The organism is Winogradskyella sp., from assembly GCF_028282165.1.
GTDB lineage: Bacteria > Bacteroidota > Bacteroidia > Flavobacteriales > Flavobacteriaceae > Winogradskyella.
Window position 1 is genome coordinate 1 of record NZ_JANQIM010000017.1, and the last position, 18,162, is coordinate 18,162.

An 18,162-nucleotide genomic window follows, 5' to 3' on the forward strand; every position below is an offset into this window, starting at 1 on the left:
TTTAATGGTAAACCAATCTTTATAGGGTGAATCCTGCTGGTTTTTTAATACATCCTGAAAGGCAAAACTGTTATAGCCAAGATGGTTAAACACACCATCAAAAATAATTTTCATGCCTTTTGCATGTGCTTTCTCTATAAGTTGTAGCGCTAATTCATCCGCGCTAGTCCATACCCATGTCGATGGGTCTATGGGGTTTTCTGTGTCAATTAGCTTTCTGTCTCCTTCTGGGTCAGGACCAAAGTTAGGATCGATGTGATGATAGCTTTCCCCGTCGTATTTATGCAACGAAGGCGCTTGAAAAACTGGGTTTAAATAAATTGCAGTAATACCCAAACTATCCAAGTAATCTAGTTTATCGATAACACCTTGTAGGTCGCCACCATATCGTCTTCGTAAAAGGTGTTTCCATTTTTCAGGTTCGCCGTTGGCTATTTCGTAAGGTTGTGGTTTATACCAATCGCTTCCCCAAGGATGAATTTGCCAAGCCTTGGGCGGTTCCTGTGGGTCAGCTCCAAGAATATCATTTACGGTTGGGTTATTAGAGGTATCGCCATCTCTAAAACGCTCAGGGAAAACTTGATACCATACGACTGTTTTTGCCCAATGTGGCACGAATTCTTTGTCTTTCATTTCTGGAATGGGGTCTTTTTTAGATTGTTGACAGGCACCAAACAATAGGATGATAAAACCAATTGTTGTAAACAATGATAATCTTTTGGTGGACTTCGTATTCATGTTTAGTTTTTTTTAAGGCGGACTCAGTTAACATTGCTGGAGTATTTCTACTAGCAAACCTTTCAGTTTATGATCGACCTTTGTTTTATGACTTAAATGGTTATTACTTACATCTGTTGCGCATTTGAAAAGATTTATGTTCAAAAAACCGTTAGTTCGAGTTTTTTCTATAAGAAAAAAGTATCGAGAACCTTTCCGTCTCGCAGGAGGGCAAGGTTTTTGCGGGTTAAAATTCTATTCTCGATACAATTTTCCTTCATTCCATTTCGAAAAATCACTCGAATTGACGAATTTTATTCCAAATGCACTACTAGCTACTTATATATTTCTAGTTAATGCTTTATTTTTTAATTGAAAAGTATATCAGCGTTCACCCAATAAACTTCACCTTTTTCAACACCTGCCCAACCTTTTTTTTGAGGATTATTATATCTTCTAGAAAAGATAAAATATTTTCCATCCGAAGACATATACGGGCAATAATAACGCCAATTGCTTTCATATTGTAATGGTACTTCTTTCGGTTTTGTCCATTCACCATTATCATTAAACGTTATTTGAAATTTACCTTGTCCATTAGTAATTGCATACTGTTCATCTGGTGAAACATAGGTTATGAGTTCATTTCCCTCTGTATTGATATTTACCATAACAGGTGTTTCAAATGTTTCATTCCCCAAATATTGTGCACGATATGTGCTCATACCGCCATAGTCACTTGGTCTATTTGAGCGAAAATATAAACTCCCATCTAACGTAACAACCGGATAGGTTTCAAAGTGCTCCGTAGAGACTGAAAAATCTACTTTAGAGGCTAATTCCCATTTTCCGTTCACTTTTTTACTCTTATAAATGTCTGGAGGTATCGCGTAAAGTTCTTCTCGGGTTACATCATTTTTATAACGCTTAGGATCAACCCCAAGAAAATACATTGTTTTTCCGTCATTGGTAATTGTAGGGTCACAAGCCACTGAAACTAAGACAGTATCCTCATACATTGCAATGGGTTTAATATCAGACCATTTCCCATTAATCAATTCAGAATGATGAATAACAAAACTGTTGTCTACAATTCTTGAAAAGAACATTTCAGTATGGTCATGATTAAAAACTACATTAAGTTCTATACTATCAGTATTAACGATTGATGGTGCAAATAGTTTTGGAGTTGTAGAGGGAGGTTCTTGATAAAAATATGAAATGGTATTGTTTTTACAACTAAAACATACTTGGATGATCAAGAATACGAATAAAAATTTATTCATCACTTTCAATATTGCTAATGATTTATGCTTTGACAGTTGCGTGACCATTAATAATTGCCCGTTTTCAAGAATAAACTAGCCTCTAGTTTAGTACGCTTACCCTGGCAACCCAGTCATGGTAAATATCATCACAAAAAGGGCAACCGTTTCAACCACACCGATTATCATAATATACTTTGCCGTATCATTAGCACCCGATGCTATAGCGTCACAAGCTCTTGCACCTGCCTTTCCTTGAAATATTGCAGAACCTGCCATAGCAGCACCAGCAAACAAGCCAACGATAATTTGCCAGATATATGAATCAGGACTTAAATTAGCATCAGAAATGGCATTTTTTAAGATCATACCATAAATCACTTGTGATAACGGTGCACCAACAAAAATCAATAAAGCTGTTGCTGCTTTCTGGCCGCTGGTTATCATTTTTTTCCAAGCGCCAATAGCTGCCATTCCGGCAATACCTGTTCCAATGGCAGAACCAATAGCTGCAATGCTTAAGGACATACCCATATCACCTAAACCTTCGACTGATGTTTGTATAAATGTTAAAAAACCCATAGTTATCTTGTTTTAAAATATTGTTATTAGTTAAAATTCTTTTATTCTATTTTCTTAAACGACGTTAGTTCGAGTGTTCCGACGTTTACTGTCGGAATGTATCGAGAACGCTATTAATTGCTTACTCGAACATCTCGATACGATTTGTCAAACGCCAAATCACTCGATGTGACAGTTTTTCATTTTTCATTATTTACCATTAACTTAAATGGTTTATAGGCTTCTCCCGAAAACTGTACACCTAAATGGCCAGCAAATTCCAGCATGTTCAATCGTATACCGTGAACCATAACTGCCATTAAAGCTAAAGCAATATTCAAAGTATGCCCTAGAAGTAATGCAATAGCAGCCATTACAAAATCCAAAACACCCATTCCTGCTATACCATCGGGCAATGCCATATTGTTAAAACTTGCAGCAACCGCAGCAGTAGCCATACCTACGGCAAACAGTCTCACATAAGATACAATATCCGAAAATCCGCTAATCAAGCTCAAGGGCAAATTAGCAATGGATGCTCCCATACTCTTTAAGAAGCTATTGCTTTCCTTGGAAAACAGCACAACCAAAGTTGCCCCAACAATAAACAACCAATTATACCAACTTGGTGCTGGATTTCCTAAGACTAATTGTTCGGTTATAAAAAAGAGTCCCCAAACCAGTGCTATCCATCCGACTTCGCTTAAAGCCTTAATAGAGTTGATAAACTGAAAGACTCGAATGCCATGTGCAACGGTTAAATGAATGGCGCCTATCAAAAACGACAAATGCATCATAAAGTTGATGTTATCAACACCAAAACTTGAAATGTTTGGAATCACCATATCCTTCAAAAACGGTAACTGTGCAATTTGCTCAGCACCAAAATAAGTTCCGCTCAACACGCCCCAAATGATAGTTGATCCACTTAAAACAAAAATCAAAGTGCGTAGCTGTGGAGCCATTTTTTTTCTGAAAATAATAGCCAGTACCAAAAAAATGAGACCATAGCCCGCATCACCAACCAACATAGCAAAAAACAAAGCAAAAGCAATCAAAAAATAGATAGACACATCAATTTCCTTATAACCGGGAACAATGTCGATGAATTTCATCATCGGATTGATAATGCTAATCCATTTTGGATTTTTAATGTATACTGGTACTTCGTCCACGTTAGTTGGTTCGGAAATAGAATAACCCCAATCTTCTTTTTTAGCGATTGAAGTAAACCTGTCCACAGCATCTTTAGGCAGATATCCTCTTAAAAATTTCACCTTGCCTTCAATGTCTCCCATACTTTCTAGGGCTGTTTCAGAATTTAAACGATCCTCTAAAAATTGGCTGTAGTCATTCAAAATAGCTTCGTAGGCTTTTTGCTCATTTAAAAAAATCTTTAGTTGATCTAGCTGACGCTCTTTTCGTTGTTTTACGTCTAGCAAAGCCGGGTAAGATAATTTAGGAATGGTCACTTCCTTAAAGTCAAGTCTATCCTTAACATTTTGAGAAAATAAAGCTACTGGTACTTTTCCTTCTTTCTCCGGGAAAGTGACAATAGTTTTGTCTTCTGGAAGTGTTTTTGCCTGAGATTTTCCGATATAATACAACCTAATGAAAATATCCTTTTGCCATAGAAAATCAAGATCTTTTTTAAGGAACTGTTTTCCCCAAGTATCGTAAAATTTCAATTGGCTATTGATGTCTTCAATAGTGTTATGTATGTTTTTCTCAACTGTTTTGGACTTTAGCAAACGACCAATTATACGCTTAGGATCTTTTCCATTGGTATCTACGGTGTCTTTGGAAATCTTATCAGATAACTCATGCTGTTCTAAAATAGACAGTGCCTGATTGGTATTGTCAATATCTTGCAAACAACGTTCTATAGTATCACCCTGAGGTGGATTCACCTCTTTAATATCCACAACACCCAATTCCCCTAATTTTTGAATGGTGGCATCAACAGTGTGAGCACTGGTAAAGAGCAATATTTCCTTCATCCGTACTATCATACAACTTCGCTTTTTACCTGTTTTTTCTTTTTCACCAGTTTGGCGCATCCAATCGCTAAGCGTTCCACATCGCCTAAATAAATTTCAATCTTACGAATATTATTTTGCGTTTCTGGAATAAAGACTTCTTTAAGTGCATTTTTCATACGTCTAGCTTCCGCCAATTCCTCACGAACACTTTCTAAGTTCTTCAATTCCAATTTCAGCATCTCCTGATTGGTAGTTTGGTCTTTTATAGAGCCTAAAGCCGCATCGACCCAAAGCGGTGTTTCAAAGTAGTCTATATCTCCTTCATCAAAATCAATAGAGACAAATTTCTCTATGATAACTCCTGCTATTTCACGGGTTTTGGTTTTAAGTTCCTTTACTGCAACCAATTGACCTAAATCTATGGTAGGTTCTGTCATAACAGCTGCCCACTGTTTAACATCGGTATTGGTTGTTTCAATGGCTTTCTGCAAACGTTCTACAACTGCTTCTATAGTCTGAATAACTTCCTTCAACTGTTGTTCCTTCATTTCAAAAACTGGCAGCGCAGTTCTGTAGCCTTTTAATTCGTTCTTTAAGGCAGCTAAGGTATTTTTGTTCATCAAAATCTTATCTGCCATATCACGCTATTTTTAAAGATTGTTGAAAAACTTGAAATCCAACTTCTGAATCGAACTGCCACCAACGTAATAAGACTTCTAGTTTTAGTTTGTAAAGTACCAAAGCTGACAGGTTTGAATAATGACCAATAGACAAAGTATCTAGTTTTTGCCATTGGATATCGAGTAAATATTCCTCAGCTTTTAATGGATTTTTAGGCAATTCACCTAATAGTTCGTAATTGATCTTACCTAGTGGCTCTTCAGATTTTCGGGCTATACGAAAAGCTTTCAATTCACTTTTTAGTCGAAACATGAATCTTGAAAATTCCGAAACAACTTCAATATTGCTATTTTGAAATTGCGCTTTATGTATGGTATTTAAGCTAATACTATCAAACTTCTGAAAATCTCGTAAGGAGAGATATTTGGATGCTTCATTGTTTAATATGGAAACTAAACTATCAGATGCTTCCGAAGTAGAGGCATATTTTTGAAACAGTACCTTAACGTTCTGCTGAACTGTTTCCGAATCGCTAAAGGACAAATTCGGTAGGCTACTGATAAGATATTCTAGGTTTCCAGTAAACATGTTCTATTCATTTAAAGACCTCTCGACTCCGCTCGAGGTGACATTAGCTTCAAATAATTATGCTCTAAATTTATTTATGCTTTAATAATTCTACCCATTTCTGGCTTAAGTGCTGGCTCAGCAATTCGGATACTTCTTCAGCCGTAATATCGTAACTCCAACCTTCGTCAGTTTTTGTTACCGAAAGACCAGAAAGCAATTGCTCTTTCTTCAGAATTTGAGGTGTTGCTTTAGATACAGCTACTTTCTTTTGAATCGTCTTTACTAATTGGTCTTCAGTATCTGCGGGTAAATCAATGGCAACATTGCTTCCTAAACTGTCCATGATCTTCGAGATTACAGTAGTGTACAAGTCTGGTGTAAAGGCTTCTTTTACCTCTGCTTCTAATACCAACTTGAACAATTTCTGAATGTCGTTTTTTACTGAAATCTCAACATCACGCGCTGCTTGATTCAAGGCTACCTTGCCTTTATCCACTAAAGCTTCAGCTTTAGTTTGGGCGTCATTAAGAAGTGTTTCTTTTTGAGCTTCAGCCTCAGTCACTATATTTTGTGCTTTCTGCTTGGCGTCATCAATGATTTGCTTAGCTTCTTTTTCTGAAGCTTCAATAGCCTCAGATTTCACCTTGGCAATCAATCCATCTAAAGTGTGCTCACTCATACGTACTGTGCTTTTAAAATCTTAAACTTTCCTTTTTCGGGCCAATATTTTTCTACTAATTCTGATGATAGTCCGGCTTCCTCTTTCTTAAAATGATTGGATAAAATATCCCAGCATAAATCCAACGCATCCTCTAGTTCCAAATACCGAAATGGGTCCATCAATTCACGCTGGAAGGTTTTACGATAGTCTAACAAGCGTAAAGAATAATCATCCTTAACCGAACCAAATTTTTGTGCCTTAACGCGCTCTTCAGCTTCTGAAAGTAAACGTGCCATGGCATTCATAATTCCACGATGATCATCGCGAGTCTTATCATTGACCTGTTGTTTCAGTCGGCTTAGCGATCCAAACAATTCCAAATAACCATCTTTCATAAAAAATTGACCCTCAGTGATATAACCCGTATTGTCTGGTACAGGATGCGTCACATCGTCCATAGTGGTTACCCCTAATATGGTTAAACTACCAGAACCTTCAATATCTGCTGCTTTTTCGTAACGGCTTGCTAATTGAGAATATAAATCACCTGGATAACCTTGATTTGCAGGAATCTGGTCTTGAGCATTGGCCACCTGACGCAAATAATCGGACCATTGGGTCATATCGGACAATAAAACAAAGACGTTTTTACCTTGCAAGGCAAAACGTTCTCCAACGGCCAACGCCAAATCTGGCACCATCAAACCTTCTACAATAGAATCACGGTGGGTATGTATAAACATAATGGTTTTACTCTTGCTACCTGCTTCCTCAATCCGCTCTTTAAAATAATGGTACTCGTCATACTTTAGTCCAACACCGCCAATTATAATGACATCGGCATCGGTCTGTGTGGCCACATTTGCTAATAAACGGTTGTATGGTTCGCCTGCTCTAGCAAAAATGGGTATCTTTTGTGACCGTACCAAGGTATTAAAGACATCAATCATTGGTACACCTGTACGAATCATACTCTTTGGAATAAGCCGTTTCACGGGATTAATAGATGGGCCAGCAACACGCGTCATATCTGAAGTCAGCTGTGGTCCGCCATCAATGGGTTGGCCATTTCCTGCATATACACGACCCAGCATATCATCCGAAAACCCCACTTGTACTGGATGTCCTAAAAAACGCACTTTACAATCGGTAGACACCCCAAAACCACCACCAAAAAGTTGTAAGGTGACCTTGTTATCGTTAAGAGCAATGACTTGGGCAAAAGCCTTTTTACCATCTGGGTAAATAACTTCAGCCAATTCTTTGTTGTGCACATCTTTAGCTTCAATCGTTAAAATGGCTCTTCCTATACTATCTATATTTTCATACGTTTTCCTTAGCATGTGCTTTTTGTTTAACCAGATTTACAATTTTAGATTTTTGGTTCTCGAATTTTGGATCATCCAATTTTAGGTTATTCCAATCGATAAATGCCTGACGTAAAAAGTTGAAATGCGAGCGTATGTCATCCTTAGTATCAATATGGACAGGCGCGTCAATAATGTGCTTTATCATATCGAACATCATACGCAAACGCTCTGGATTGGTTACACCATCAATAGGATGAAAACTGTTCTGTTGCAGAAATACTGCATCCAACAATTCGGCTTTTTGATACGCGATATAAGCCTCATTAGTGATACCGCGTTCACCCATGAGCAACAAATTTGAGGCTATGGTTTTTCCTTCTCGAAGCAGTTCTTTTAAAAACTGTACTTCTTCCTCTGTGATGAGCGAGGGGTATTTTGAGCTACTATCTATACGATCGATAGCAGGATATTTCCTTGCATCCGACAGTTCCCTAGATAAGCCTAAAAAAGCACCTGTACTCAATAAAGTAGCTTGGGTTACGGGCTCGTCAAAGTTTCCTCCTGCTGGTGATACAGTACCTATAATACTTAATGAACTTTTGGTACCGTCTGGTAAAATCTCTACACCTGCCCTATCATAAAATGCTGAAATCAATGTCGAAATGTACATTGGAAAGGCTTCTGGCCCTGGAATTTCCTCTTTTCTACCTGAAGTTTCCCTAAGCGCTTGTGCCCATCTTGATGTAGAATCTGCCAAAATCAGTACATCCAATCCTTGTTTGCGATAATACTCACCAACGGCTGTAGCCATATATACGGAAGCTTCACGCGCTGCCACTGGCATGGACGATGTATTCCCAACGATATAGGTTCTATCCATTAGGGACTTTCCTGTTCTTGGATCAATAAGCTCTGGAAAATCCTTAAAGACCTCTACAGCTTCACCTGCTCGTTCACCACAAGCGGCTATGATAACGACATCTGCTCTGGAATGCTTAGCGATGCTGTGCTGTAAAACAGTTTTTCCTGCACCAAATGGTCCAGGACTACATGCTGTACCGCCATAAGCTATTGGAAAAAGTGCATCTAGAATACGCATCCCTGTTGGCAATGTTTCTGTGGGTACAGAACGTTCATGAAATGGCATAGATTGCTTTACAGGCCAATCAAAGGTCATAGTTAACGCAATAGTGTTCCCAGAATCGTCTTTTATTGTAGCTATGGTCTCTGAAATTGTATAATCGCCTTTTTCAACTATTGTATCGATAGTATATTCTCCTTTTAATGAGAATGGGACGAATATGTTATGGGTAAATAATTTTTCAGGAACCGAGCCTAAAATTGAACTGGCACTTACAGTATCTCCTTTTTCAACTTTGGGTGTAAAATGCCATTTTACTGTTGCATCGAGAGGTTCAACGACCATACCTCGTTCAAGAAACCATTCTTCTTTAGCCAATTCGTAAAGTGGATTTTGAAGACCGTCTGTAACCGTGCCTAAAATACCTGGACCTAGTTTTACGGATAAAGGCAAGCCAGTAAATTCTACTGCATCACCTACACGCATCCATGAGGTATCTTCAAATACCTGTAGATAGACTAGCTTACCTGGTTTTACATCAATAACCTCTGATTTTAATCGTTTTCCATCTTCTAGGATGATATACGCCACCTCGCCGTTCATTACTGAACCTTCAGTGTTTTCCACACCTACTAAGGATTCATTAACACTGACGACTTTACCTTTTGCTTTTTCCAAGTCCTTTGCGTTTATTTCTTTTTTACAATTTTTATTATTTCTAATAATCAATACAATTAGCTTTTGTGCGTCACTAAACTAACTAATTGCCAAATAGGCTCTACAATTTTAGCTTCCTCTTAACTTACGTACTTCCTCTTCAACTTTACTATACCAAATTCGCTCTTTAATTTCATTCGCACTTTTTCTGTAAAGTGCTGCTTTTTCTGGTTCTCCTAACTTATCAAAAAGCTTGGCAATGGCACTATATGCTGGTACATGCATCGTATTAATACCCAAACTGGCCTTGTATTGTTCTATAGCCTCTTCAAAGAAACCATCTTTTTCCAACTGTTCACCAGCGGCATACAGCGTCTCAAAATCCTTGATATCAGTTTCTAAATGTAAGCTAATGACATCTTGAGATTTTAAGGTTAGGAAAGAACACGGTACTTCCCGTATTACTTTTTCTGTAACACTACCTACTACCAAGCGGTTTAGACCAGTACGTCCTGCGGTTCCCATTATGAGAAGATCCACGTTATTTATAGTTATGGCATTCAATATTTCTTGTGCTGCATCTCCAGATGTTTCCATTCTAGACCAGTTTAAATTTCCTAGCTTAAATTGCTCTAAAAATTGGTCAAATTCCTCTTTGTTTTTTTCAAAACGTTCTGCATTTTCTTTTTGAAGGTCTTCTTTGGAACTGAACCATGAAGATGTTTGCTCTTCAGACACACTTAAGATAATAAGGTGGGCTTCTAAACGTCTGGCTATAATGATAGCATTGTTTAAGGCACGCTTTGATGGATCTGAAAAATCCACAGGACAAAGAATGGTCTTTATATCAAAGTTGTCACCTTCTTTAATGACCAAAACAGGTTTTTCACTATTTTGAATAACGCGTTCTGTAGTAGTTCCTAATTTGAATTTATCTTCCAATTTATTTTCGCCAGAACCTATCAAAATCATATTTGCGTTTACGGCTGAAGCCGACATGACAATTTGGTCATGAGCCGCACCATACTTTATAAGTGGTGCTTCTACACTAACACCTTGCGCCTTCATAGTCTCAGACATCGCGCCCAATCTATTCAATGCTGTATCATCTAACAAAGCTTTGACTTTTGAATTCACAATATCATCTGGCAGTACGTGCATTGGCACGATGGTTGATTTGAAGGTTTGGGCTAATGAAATAGCCACAGATTCTAGATTTTTTGAGTTAGTCATAAAATCCTGAGCGAATACTATTTTATCGAGTATTTTCATGTAATCTATTACAACGATTTAAAGGTTAATTATTGTATTAAAAGATACCTTAAAAATACATTTTTTAAGACATTTTTAATCTACTCAAAATTAATAAAATCTCAAAACAATTAAATGACTTATCTCATGTTTATTCTAATATATTACGGAGATATTTACTATATCAATTTTAATAAAGCGTTAAGAAACTAACAATTATTGAATTTGCTTGATTGTTTCGATTAGTTCTTATATATTTAGTTGAAACTTTAATACACTTAACTTTGAAAATGAAACGAATTCTAGTCCCAGTAGACTTTTCTGATACTTCTAAAAATGCTTTGCGCTACGCTATTAGCTTATTTGATAACGATCAATTAGAAATCACAGTTCTTCATATTTATGGCACGCAATCTACAGCTCTAATGATGAAATCAATCGATAGAATTCTCATTAGTGATGCTGAAGATCACATGAATACTCTTATCAAAGAAATGGAAGCTGAGGCACCTCTTGTTGTGTTTAAAACTAAGCTATCCAAGAATTATCCTGTTTCGACCATTTCTGAGATGGCCTCTAGAGGTAACTTTGATTTTATAGTAATGGGCACTAAAGGCGTTAGCGGCTTAAAAGAAGTTTTTATGGGCAGTGTCGCTGGTGGTGTAGTTTCTAAATCCATTGTCCCTGTGATTGTGGTGCCACTCGATTACGAGTTAAAGGCCATAAAAAATGTTGTATTTGCCATAGGTGATGACTCCATTGATGATATTGCTGTTCTAAAATCGCTACGGGATATAGTGGAGCTACACAATAGTCATCTAGAAATTCTCCACATTTCAGAAAATGGCCTTCCAGATTTCAAAGACACTATTTCATCCCTAGAAGATTTAAATCCTACGTTTACTAACAAAAAAGCAAAAGGAGAAGATTTAAACAAACAACTCAATGTGCACATTAATAATAATGATGTTGATTTATTATGCTTAGTAAATACAAAAAAAGATTTTTTTGATAGATTGTTGAGCGGTAGTGTGACATTAAAACAAACCTTCAATAGCCCTGTACCTATTTTGGTTCTACACAAATAATTATACTCTGGATGATAGACCTGAATATTTAGTTGAATACTATTTGTTTTAAAACATAAAAAAAGCCTGAAGTGTTACTTCAGGCTTTCTTGAATCACTAACCTTATTTAAATGGTAGTTTTTATAGCCGCTTGGGCAGCTACCAATCTCGCTATTGGTATGCGATATGGTGAACAACTTACATAATCAATTCCTGTGTTATAACAAAATTCAACAGAGGCAGGTTCGCCACCATGTTCGCCACAAAGACCTACTTTTAGATTTGGTTTTGTACTGCGTCCACGTTCTGTTCCAATTTTGACCAATTGCCCAACACCTTCCTCATCTATAACTTCGAATGGGTCAGCTTTAAGGATACCTTTTTCAATATATATTGGCAAGAACTTGCTAGCATCATCTCTAGAATAACCAAAGGTCATTTGTGTGAGGTCATTAGTACCAAATGAGAAGAAATCGGCCTTTTTAGCAATAATATCTGCCATTAATGCTGCTCTTGGGACTTCAATCATAGTACCTACTAAGAAATCAATACGCTCATTACGTTCTTTGAAAATGATTTCTGCCGTTTCTCTAATAATGCCATCTTGAACCTCAAACTCCCGAACTGTTCCCACTAAAGGAATCATGATTTCTGGTTTACAAACAATTCCACGTTCTTTGAGATTAAGTGCAGCCTCAATGATAGCACGCGTCTGCATTGCCGTAATCTCAGGATAAGTATTACCTAAACGACAACCTCTATGACCGAGCATGGGGTTAAATTCTTCCAACTCCGCAACCTTATTCTTTACTGCTTGTAATGAAATGTGCATATCTTCGGCCAGCTCTTTTTGAGTGGCTAATTGGTGTGGCACAAACTCATGTAATGGTGGATCTAAAAGTCTAATGGTTACGGACATACCATCCATAGCTTCAAAAATACCCTCAAAATCAGCACGTTGCATAGGTAATAACTCTTCCAAGGCCTGTTTACGCTCCTTAACAGTATCTGCTAAAATCATTTCGCGCATAGCCTTAATTCTGTCGAGTTCAAAGAACATATGTTCCGTCCTTGTTAATCCTATACCTTCGGCACCGAAGCTTCGTGCAGTTTTAGCATCTCTTGGTGTATCTGCATTGGTACGAACCTTCATTTTGCGATATTTATTAGTAAGTTGCATTAGTTCTGCAAAATCGCCACCTAATTTGGGCTCCATAGTTTCTACTTTACCTTCAATCACGTTACCTGTTGAACCGTTTAATGAAATCCAATCACCATCATGATAGACGTTACCATCAACAGTTAAAGTTCTATTTTTGTAATTGATTTTAAGTGCACCTGCTCCAGAAATACAGCATTTACCCATACCACGAGCTACGACTGCAGCATGCGAAGTCATACCTCCACGAGCTGTAAGGATACCCTTAGCGATGTTCATACCTTTTAAATCTTCTGGCGAAGTTTCCATACGTACCAAAATGGTATTTCGATACTTATCTGCATCATCGGCAAAGAAGACAATTTTACCAGTTGCTGCTCCTGGTGATGCCGGTAAGCCTTGGGCAATTGTTTTAGCACGTTTTAAGGCATTAGGCTCAAAAACAGGATGTAACAATTCATCTAGCTTATTGGGTTCCATCATCAATATGGCCTCTTTTTCATTAATCATACCTTCTCTAAGTAAGTCCATTGCAATTTTCACCATGGCTGCACCGGTACGCTTACCATTTCTAGTTTGTAGAATCCATAATTTTCCATTTTGAATTGTGAATTCCATATCCTGCATATCACGATAGTGCTTCTCTAGTATATCCTGATAGCGATTTAATTCATCAAAAATGGATGGCATTAATTCTTCCAAAGATGGAAAATCGTTTAGTCGATCGTTCTCTTCAATTTTGGCCAATTCTGCCCAACGCTTAGACCCTAATTTAGTAATTTGCTGTGGTGTTCTTACACCTGCAACGACATCTTCACCTTGTGCATTGATTAGGTATTCTCCATTAAAAACATTCTCACCAGTACCTGCATCTCTTGTAAAGCAAACACCTGTACCAGAATTGTCGCCCATATTACCATAAACCATGGCTTGTACATTCACAGCTGTTCCCCAATCGGCTGGATAACCATGCATGTTACGATAGTAGACTGCTCTATCGCCGTTCCAACTATTAAAAACTGCTATAATAGCACCCCAAAGTTGATCCCATGGATCGGTTGGAAAATCCTGACCTGTGCGTTTCTTTATAGCATCTTTAAAATCATATACCAAATCTTGTAAATCCTGAATTGTGAATTCAGTATCAAGTTCAATACTGCGCTTATGCTTAAGATGTTCCATGATTTCCTCAAATGGGTCAATGTCATCTTTAGATTCTGGCTTCATACCCAAAACTACACCGCCATACATCTGAATAAATCTTCGGTATGAGTCCCAAGCAAATTTTTCGTTCTTTGTTCGTTTTGCCAAACCAAGGACTGCTTCATCATTAAGTCCCAAATTAAGAACTGTGTCCATCATACCTGGCATTGAAACACGTGCACCAGAACGCACTGAAATTAAGAGTGGATTTTCTTTGTCTCCAAAGATAGTTCCCATCTGCTCTTCTATACTAGCAATGGACTTTTCCACCTCATCTTTAATCAATTCTATAACAGCTTCTTTACCAAGTGCATTGTATTCTGTGCACACTTCTGTTGTTATAGTAAATCCAGGTGGAACAGGAATGCCTATAGCGCTCATTTCTGCTAAATTAGCCCCTTTGCCACCTAGTAAATTTCTCATTTTACTGTTTCCGTCTGCAGTTTTGTTCCCAAATCTGTAAACTCGGGTTTTTAACCCTTCGAGTACTTCCATTTTAATATGTATTTATGATTCTTATTCCGTGTGAAGTGATGTTGTAATAACATGGTATAAAGGTACTTTCAAACACTTATAAATTAGCTGACAATTGTCAGCAAATAGATTTTTTTTGATTGAAAATGAGCTAATTTTTTCTTAAAAATTTTGATTTTGAAAGCTAGAAATGTGAATAGCGGATTTTGAAACATTAAACCGCTTCGCTTTGTAGTAGCTTCTGAGATTTCTTAACTGAAAACTGCATGGCAATAGCAATTAAAAATGCTAACACAAACAACCCTGAAAATACCTTTAAAGTGATATCTAGTGAGCCAGTGGTTGTCTTCACATAATCATAAATGGCTGGGCCAAGCAAACCTGCAAATCCCTTTGAAATCAACACCACACCAAGGATAGTTCCCAGTTGCTTGGTCCCGAATAGATCACTTAAAAATGCAGGGAGCGTGGCAAAAGCACCACCATAGATAGTTATGATTAGCATTAAAACGCCAAGGAACAAAAATTCTTGGCCGATTTGAGCCAAAAAGAAAAAGGCTATCATTTGAATTAAAAAGAAAATAATAAAGGTGATTGGTCTCCCAAAGAAATCTGAAAATGCCGACCAAAAAATTCGACCTAAGCCGTTAAATGCACCTATTAGGCCGACAACACCAGCAGCTTGCATTGGTGTATAGCCTAATTGGAACTGTGAAATCTGACTAGCTTCAGCAATAAGAGCAATACCACAGGTAATGTTGATAAACATCATTATCCAGATATAATAAAAACGCTTAGACTTTAAAGCTTGTTTAACCGTGAAATCTATAGATTCCGAAGTTGTCGATTTTGTCTTGATTAGTTTAAATCCTTTGGGTCGATACCCTTCAGGTGGGTTTTCAATATACGATGCAGCCAAAAGAATCAACAGTGTATAAATGACACCCAAACTATAAAAGGTTGAAGTTACACCAATAGTTTCGAATAAATATTGCATCAAAGGGCCAAATACCATAGATGCCAATCCAAAGGCCATAATGACAATTCCTACCGCTAAACCGCGCCTATCAGGAAACCATTTTACTAAGACACTAACAGGGGTGATGTAACCAACACCTAATCCGATGCCTGCGACGAGGCCATAGGCAACATAAAATAAAAATAAGGATTGTAACTGCAAGGCAAGTCCGGTGCCCAAAATACCAATACCATAACAAACACCTGCAATTGTGGTACTTCTTTTTGGTCCCATCCTAGTTACCCATTGCCCAAGAAAAGCTGCTGAAAAGCCCATAACTAGTATAGCAATTTGAAATGCCCACTTTACAACTGAAGCATCAACATTAAAAATAGTTTTCACAGGATCGGTAATTACAGAAAAGGCATACACCGAACCTATGGAAATATGAATTCCGATGGCGCTTAGAACCATTAACCATCTATTCTTCATATTCTTTTGCATTTCAATCTCTAAAAAGCTATTTTATTCTTGTAGTTTGTATTTTTTGTTTTGGCTTCTTCCGTACGTTTTGCATTGGCATTGTAGACCAAATTCACAGAACGTTTCATTAATAAAGATACTATAAAAGCGATTAAAAACAGACCCGAAAATACTTTTAAAGTAATATCCAAAGAACCTGTAGTGCTTTTAACAACATCGTAAACCGTTGGACCAACAACACCGGCCAAAGCCCATCCTGCTAGTACCATTCCATGGATAGCACCTAACTGTTTGGTTCCAAACAAATCGCCGAGGAATGCTGGCAATGTTGCAAATCCGCCGCCATACATAGTGATAACCGTAAAAAGAACGACAAGAAAGACTAATTCTATGGTAATTTGCGGTAAGAAGTAAAATGCTAATATCTGAAAGGCAAAGAAAATCACATAAGTATTTGGACGACCTAAATAATCGGACAATCCAGACCATAAAATACGTCCTAAACCGTTAAAAACACCAATCAACCCAACTACAGTTGCAGCTTGCATTGGCGTATAACTTAGTTTTTCTTGCATCATTGGGCTAGCAGCTGCAATAATGGCAATACCACAGGTTATATTTATAAACATCATTATCCAGATGTAATAAAAGCGTCTTGAGCTTAAGGCTTCCTTAGCTGTAATATTAGAAATATCTGCCCTAACTGTTTTTGATGCTTCGTTCTTAAAACCTGTTGGTATATAACCTTCAGGTGGCCTTTCAATATATCTAGCTGAAACCAAAATTAAAATCATATAAATGAATCCCAGTAAGTAGAATGCATTGGAAATCCCAACAGTTTCAAAAAATGATTGCATTACGGGACCAAATATCAATGCGGAAAATCCAAAGCCCATAATGGCCATTCCTGTTGCCAATCCGCGTTTATCTGGAAACCATTTTACTAAGGTACTAACTGGTGTAATATAACCCAATCCAAGACCAATACCACCAATTACGCCATAACAAATATAGAATAAAACCAATGACTCTAAATGCACCGCTAAACCTGACCCTAAAATACCAACACCGTAAAACAGACCTGCTGTAGTTCCGCTAATTCTTGGCCCAACTTTCTCGACCCAAGGTCCTAAAAATGCTGCTGAGAAACCAAGGAATAAAATAGCTATTTTAAATGCCCACTTTATGGTACTCCCCTCAACATCAAAAATATCCTTAACTGGGTTTGTAATTACTGAATATGCATAGACCGATCCAATAGAAATATGGATTCCGATAGCAGACAATGCTATCAACCAGCGGTTTTTTATCTTATGAGTTGCCATAGTTTTTAGTTTTTAGCGTAGGTTAGTTAATGCTAATTGATTTGAAATAAGGTTTTAAGACCATTTGGGCAGTATGAAGTTCTTCATCAGTATTCTCTCGAGCGTCTTTAAGTTGGTATTCCCATCCTAGGGCTTCCCATTTGTGGACACCCAATTTATGATACGGCTGAATCTCTAATTTTTCAATTGTTTTGTAATCCTTAAAATAATGACCCATAGATTCTAGCTGTTCGGGATGGTCGGTTAAGCCAGGAATTAACACATAACGCAACCACATGGGTTTACCAGAGGCTTCTCTATGCGTGGACACATTAAATGTAGTTTCCTTGTTTTTCTGTCCAGTGATTTGCTGATACCCTTCTTCGGTCATGGATTTAATATCTAACATCACCAAATCGGTATAATCATCCATCAATTCCTTAGCAAAGTGATTCAGTATGCGACCATTGGTATCTAATGCGGTATGAATGCCTTCAGCCTTTAATTTTTTGAACAATGGAATCAATGCTTTAGCTTGAAGCAAAGGCTCGCCGCCTGAAACTGTTACGCCACCATTTTTTCCAAAATAGGGTTTGGACTTTACGACAATTTCATACAACTCATCAACTGTGTAAGGTTTACCTCCATCCATAGCTATAGTATCTGGATTATGGCAATACAAACATTTAAGTTTACACCCTTGCAAAAAAACAACACAACGAACTCCTGGCCCATCATGGGTACCGAAAGTCTCGATGGAGTGTACATTTAATATGTTTCCTCTTGATTTGATAAGCCTAGAATTAAAAAAGCATCTGAAAACAATTTAAAGCTTTC

At 37.5% G+C, this 18,162-nt stretch carries 15 protein-coding genes; 1 reads left to right on the forward strand and 14 read right to left on the reverse strand.

Annotated features, from left to right (window positions below; all coding sequences use genetic code 11):
* The 10 genes from Q0972_RS07430 to Q0972_RS07475 all read right to left on the reverse strand — a co-directional run.
* Positions 1–738: alpha-amylase family glycosyl hydrolase (locus Q0972_RS07430; protein ID WP_299364338.1), on the reverse strand; the 738-nt coding region annotated here is incomplete at its 3' end.
* Positions 739–1,085: 347 nt separating this feature from the next.
* Positions 1,086–2,003, reverse strand: coding sequence for a hypothetical protein (locus Q0972_RS07435; protein WP_299364340.1), 918 nt, complete (start codon positions 2,001–2,003; stop codon positions 1,086–1,088).
* 96 nt (positions 2,004–2,099) lie between these two features.
* On the reverse strand, positions 2,100–2,564 hold the full coding sequence (locus Q0972_RS07440) for a hypothetical protein (protein WP_299364342.1): 465 nt from the start codon (positions 2,562–2,564) through the stop codon (positions 2,100–2,102).
* Between the two features lie 179 nt (positions 2,565–2,743).
* On the reverse strand, positions 2,744–4,555 hold the full coding sequence (locus Q0972_RS07445; protein ID WP_299364344.1) for a hypothetical protein: 1,812 nt from the start codon (positions 4,553–4,555) through the stop codon (positions 2,744–2,746).
* Entirely contained in the window at positions 4,552–5,163 is a 612-nt protein-coding gene (locus Q0972_RS07450; RefSeq protein WP_299364345.1) for a V-type ATP synthase subunit D, read from the reverse strand. The genes Q0972_RS07445 and Q0972_RS07450 overlap by 4 nt, the downstream gene beginning before the upstream one ends.
* A 1-nt stretch (position 5,164) precedes the next feature.
* Complete coding sequence (locus tag Q0972_RS07455) at positions 5,165–5,734, reverse strand: hypothetical protein (protein ID WP_299364347.1); 570 nt, start codon at positions 5,732–5,734, stop codon at positions 5,165–5,167.
* A 70-nt stretch (positions 5,735–5,804) separates the two neighbouring features.
* Positions 5,805–6,395, reverse strand: a complete 591-nt coding sequence (locus tag Q0972_RS07460; protein WP_299364348.1) for a hypothetical protein — start codon at positions 6,393–6,395, stop codon at positions 5,805–5,807.
* On the reverse strand, positions 6,392–7,720 hold the full coding sequence (locus Q0972_RS07465) for a V-type ATP synthase subunit B (RefSeq protein ID WP_299364350.1): 1,329 nt from the start codon (positions 7,718–7,720) through the stop codon (positions 6,392–6,394). Before Q0972_RS07465 ends, Q0972_RS07460 begins: the two co-directional genes overlap by 4 nt.
* The gene (locus Q0972_RS07470; protein ID WP_299364351.1) at positions 7,701–9,446 is read right to left on the reverse strand and encodes a V-type ATP synthase subunit A; all 1,746 of its coding nucleotides are present in this window, start codon (positions 9,444–9,446) and stop codon (positions 7,701–7,703) included. The genes Q0972_RS07465 and Q0972_RS07470 overlap by 20 nt, the downstream gene beginning before the upstream one ends.
* A 108-nt stretch (positions 9,447–9,554) precedes the next feature.
* A complete protein-coding gene (locus tag Q0972_RS07475) occupies positions 9,555–10,697 on the reverse strand; it encodes a universal stress protein (RefSeq protein WP_299364353.1) in 1,143 nt (380 codons plus the stop codon).
* A 269-nt stretch (positions 10,698–10,966) separates the two neighbouring features.
* Between Q0972_RS07475 and Q0972_RS07480 the strand changes: the two genes are divergently transcribed.
* A complete protein-coding gene (locus Q0972_RS07480; protein WP_299364355.1) occupies positions 10,967–11,764 on the forward strand; it encodes a universal stress protein in 798 nt (265 codons plus the stop codon).
* Between the two features lie 107 nt (positions 11,765–11,871).
* Here the strand turns inward: Q0972_RS07480 and ppdK are convergent, their stop codons facing one another.
* The 4 genes from ppdK to pflA all read right to left on the reverse strand — a co-directional run bounded on the left by ppdK (position 11,872) and on the right by pflA (position 18,151).
* Complete coding sequence (gene ppdK / locus Q0972_RS07485) at positions 11,872–14,601, reverse strand: pyruvate, phosphate dikinase (protein ID WP_299364357.1); 2,730 nt, start codon at positions 14,599–14,601, stop codon at positions 11,872–11,874.
* Positions 14,602–14,794: 193 nt separating this feature from the next.
* Complete coding sequence (locus Q0972_RS07490) at positions 14,795–16,030, reverse strand: OFA family MFS transporter (protein WP_299364358.1); 1,236 nt, start codon at positions 16,028–16,030, stop codon at positions 14,795–14,797.
* A 20-nt stretch (positions 16,031–16,050) separates the two neighbouring features.
* Entirely contained in the window at positions 16,051–17,346 is a 1,296-nt protein-coding gene (locus Q0972_RS07495; RefSeq protein WP_299364359.1) for an OFA family MFS transporter, read from the reverse strand.
* A 22-nt stretch (positions 17,347–17,368) separates the two neighbouring features.
* Entirely contained in the window at positions 17,369–18,151 is a 783-nt protein-coding gene (gene pflA, locus Q0972_RS07500; protein WP_367182397.1) for a pyruvate formate-lyase-activating protein, read from the reverse strand.
* Between the last annotated feature and the right edge of the window lie 11 nt (positions 18,152–18,162).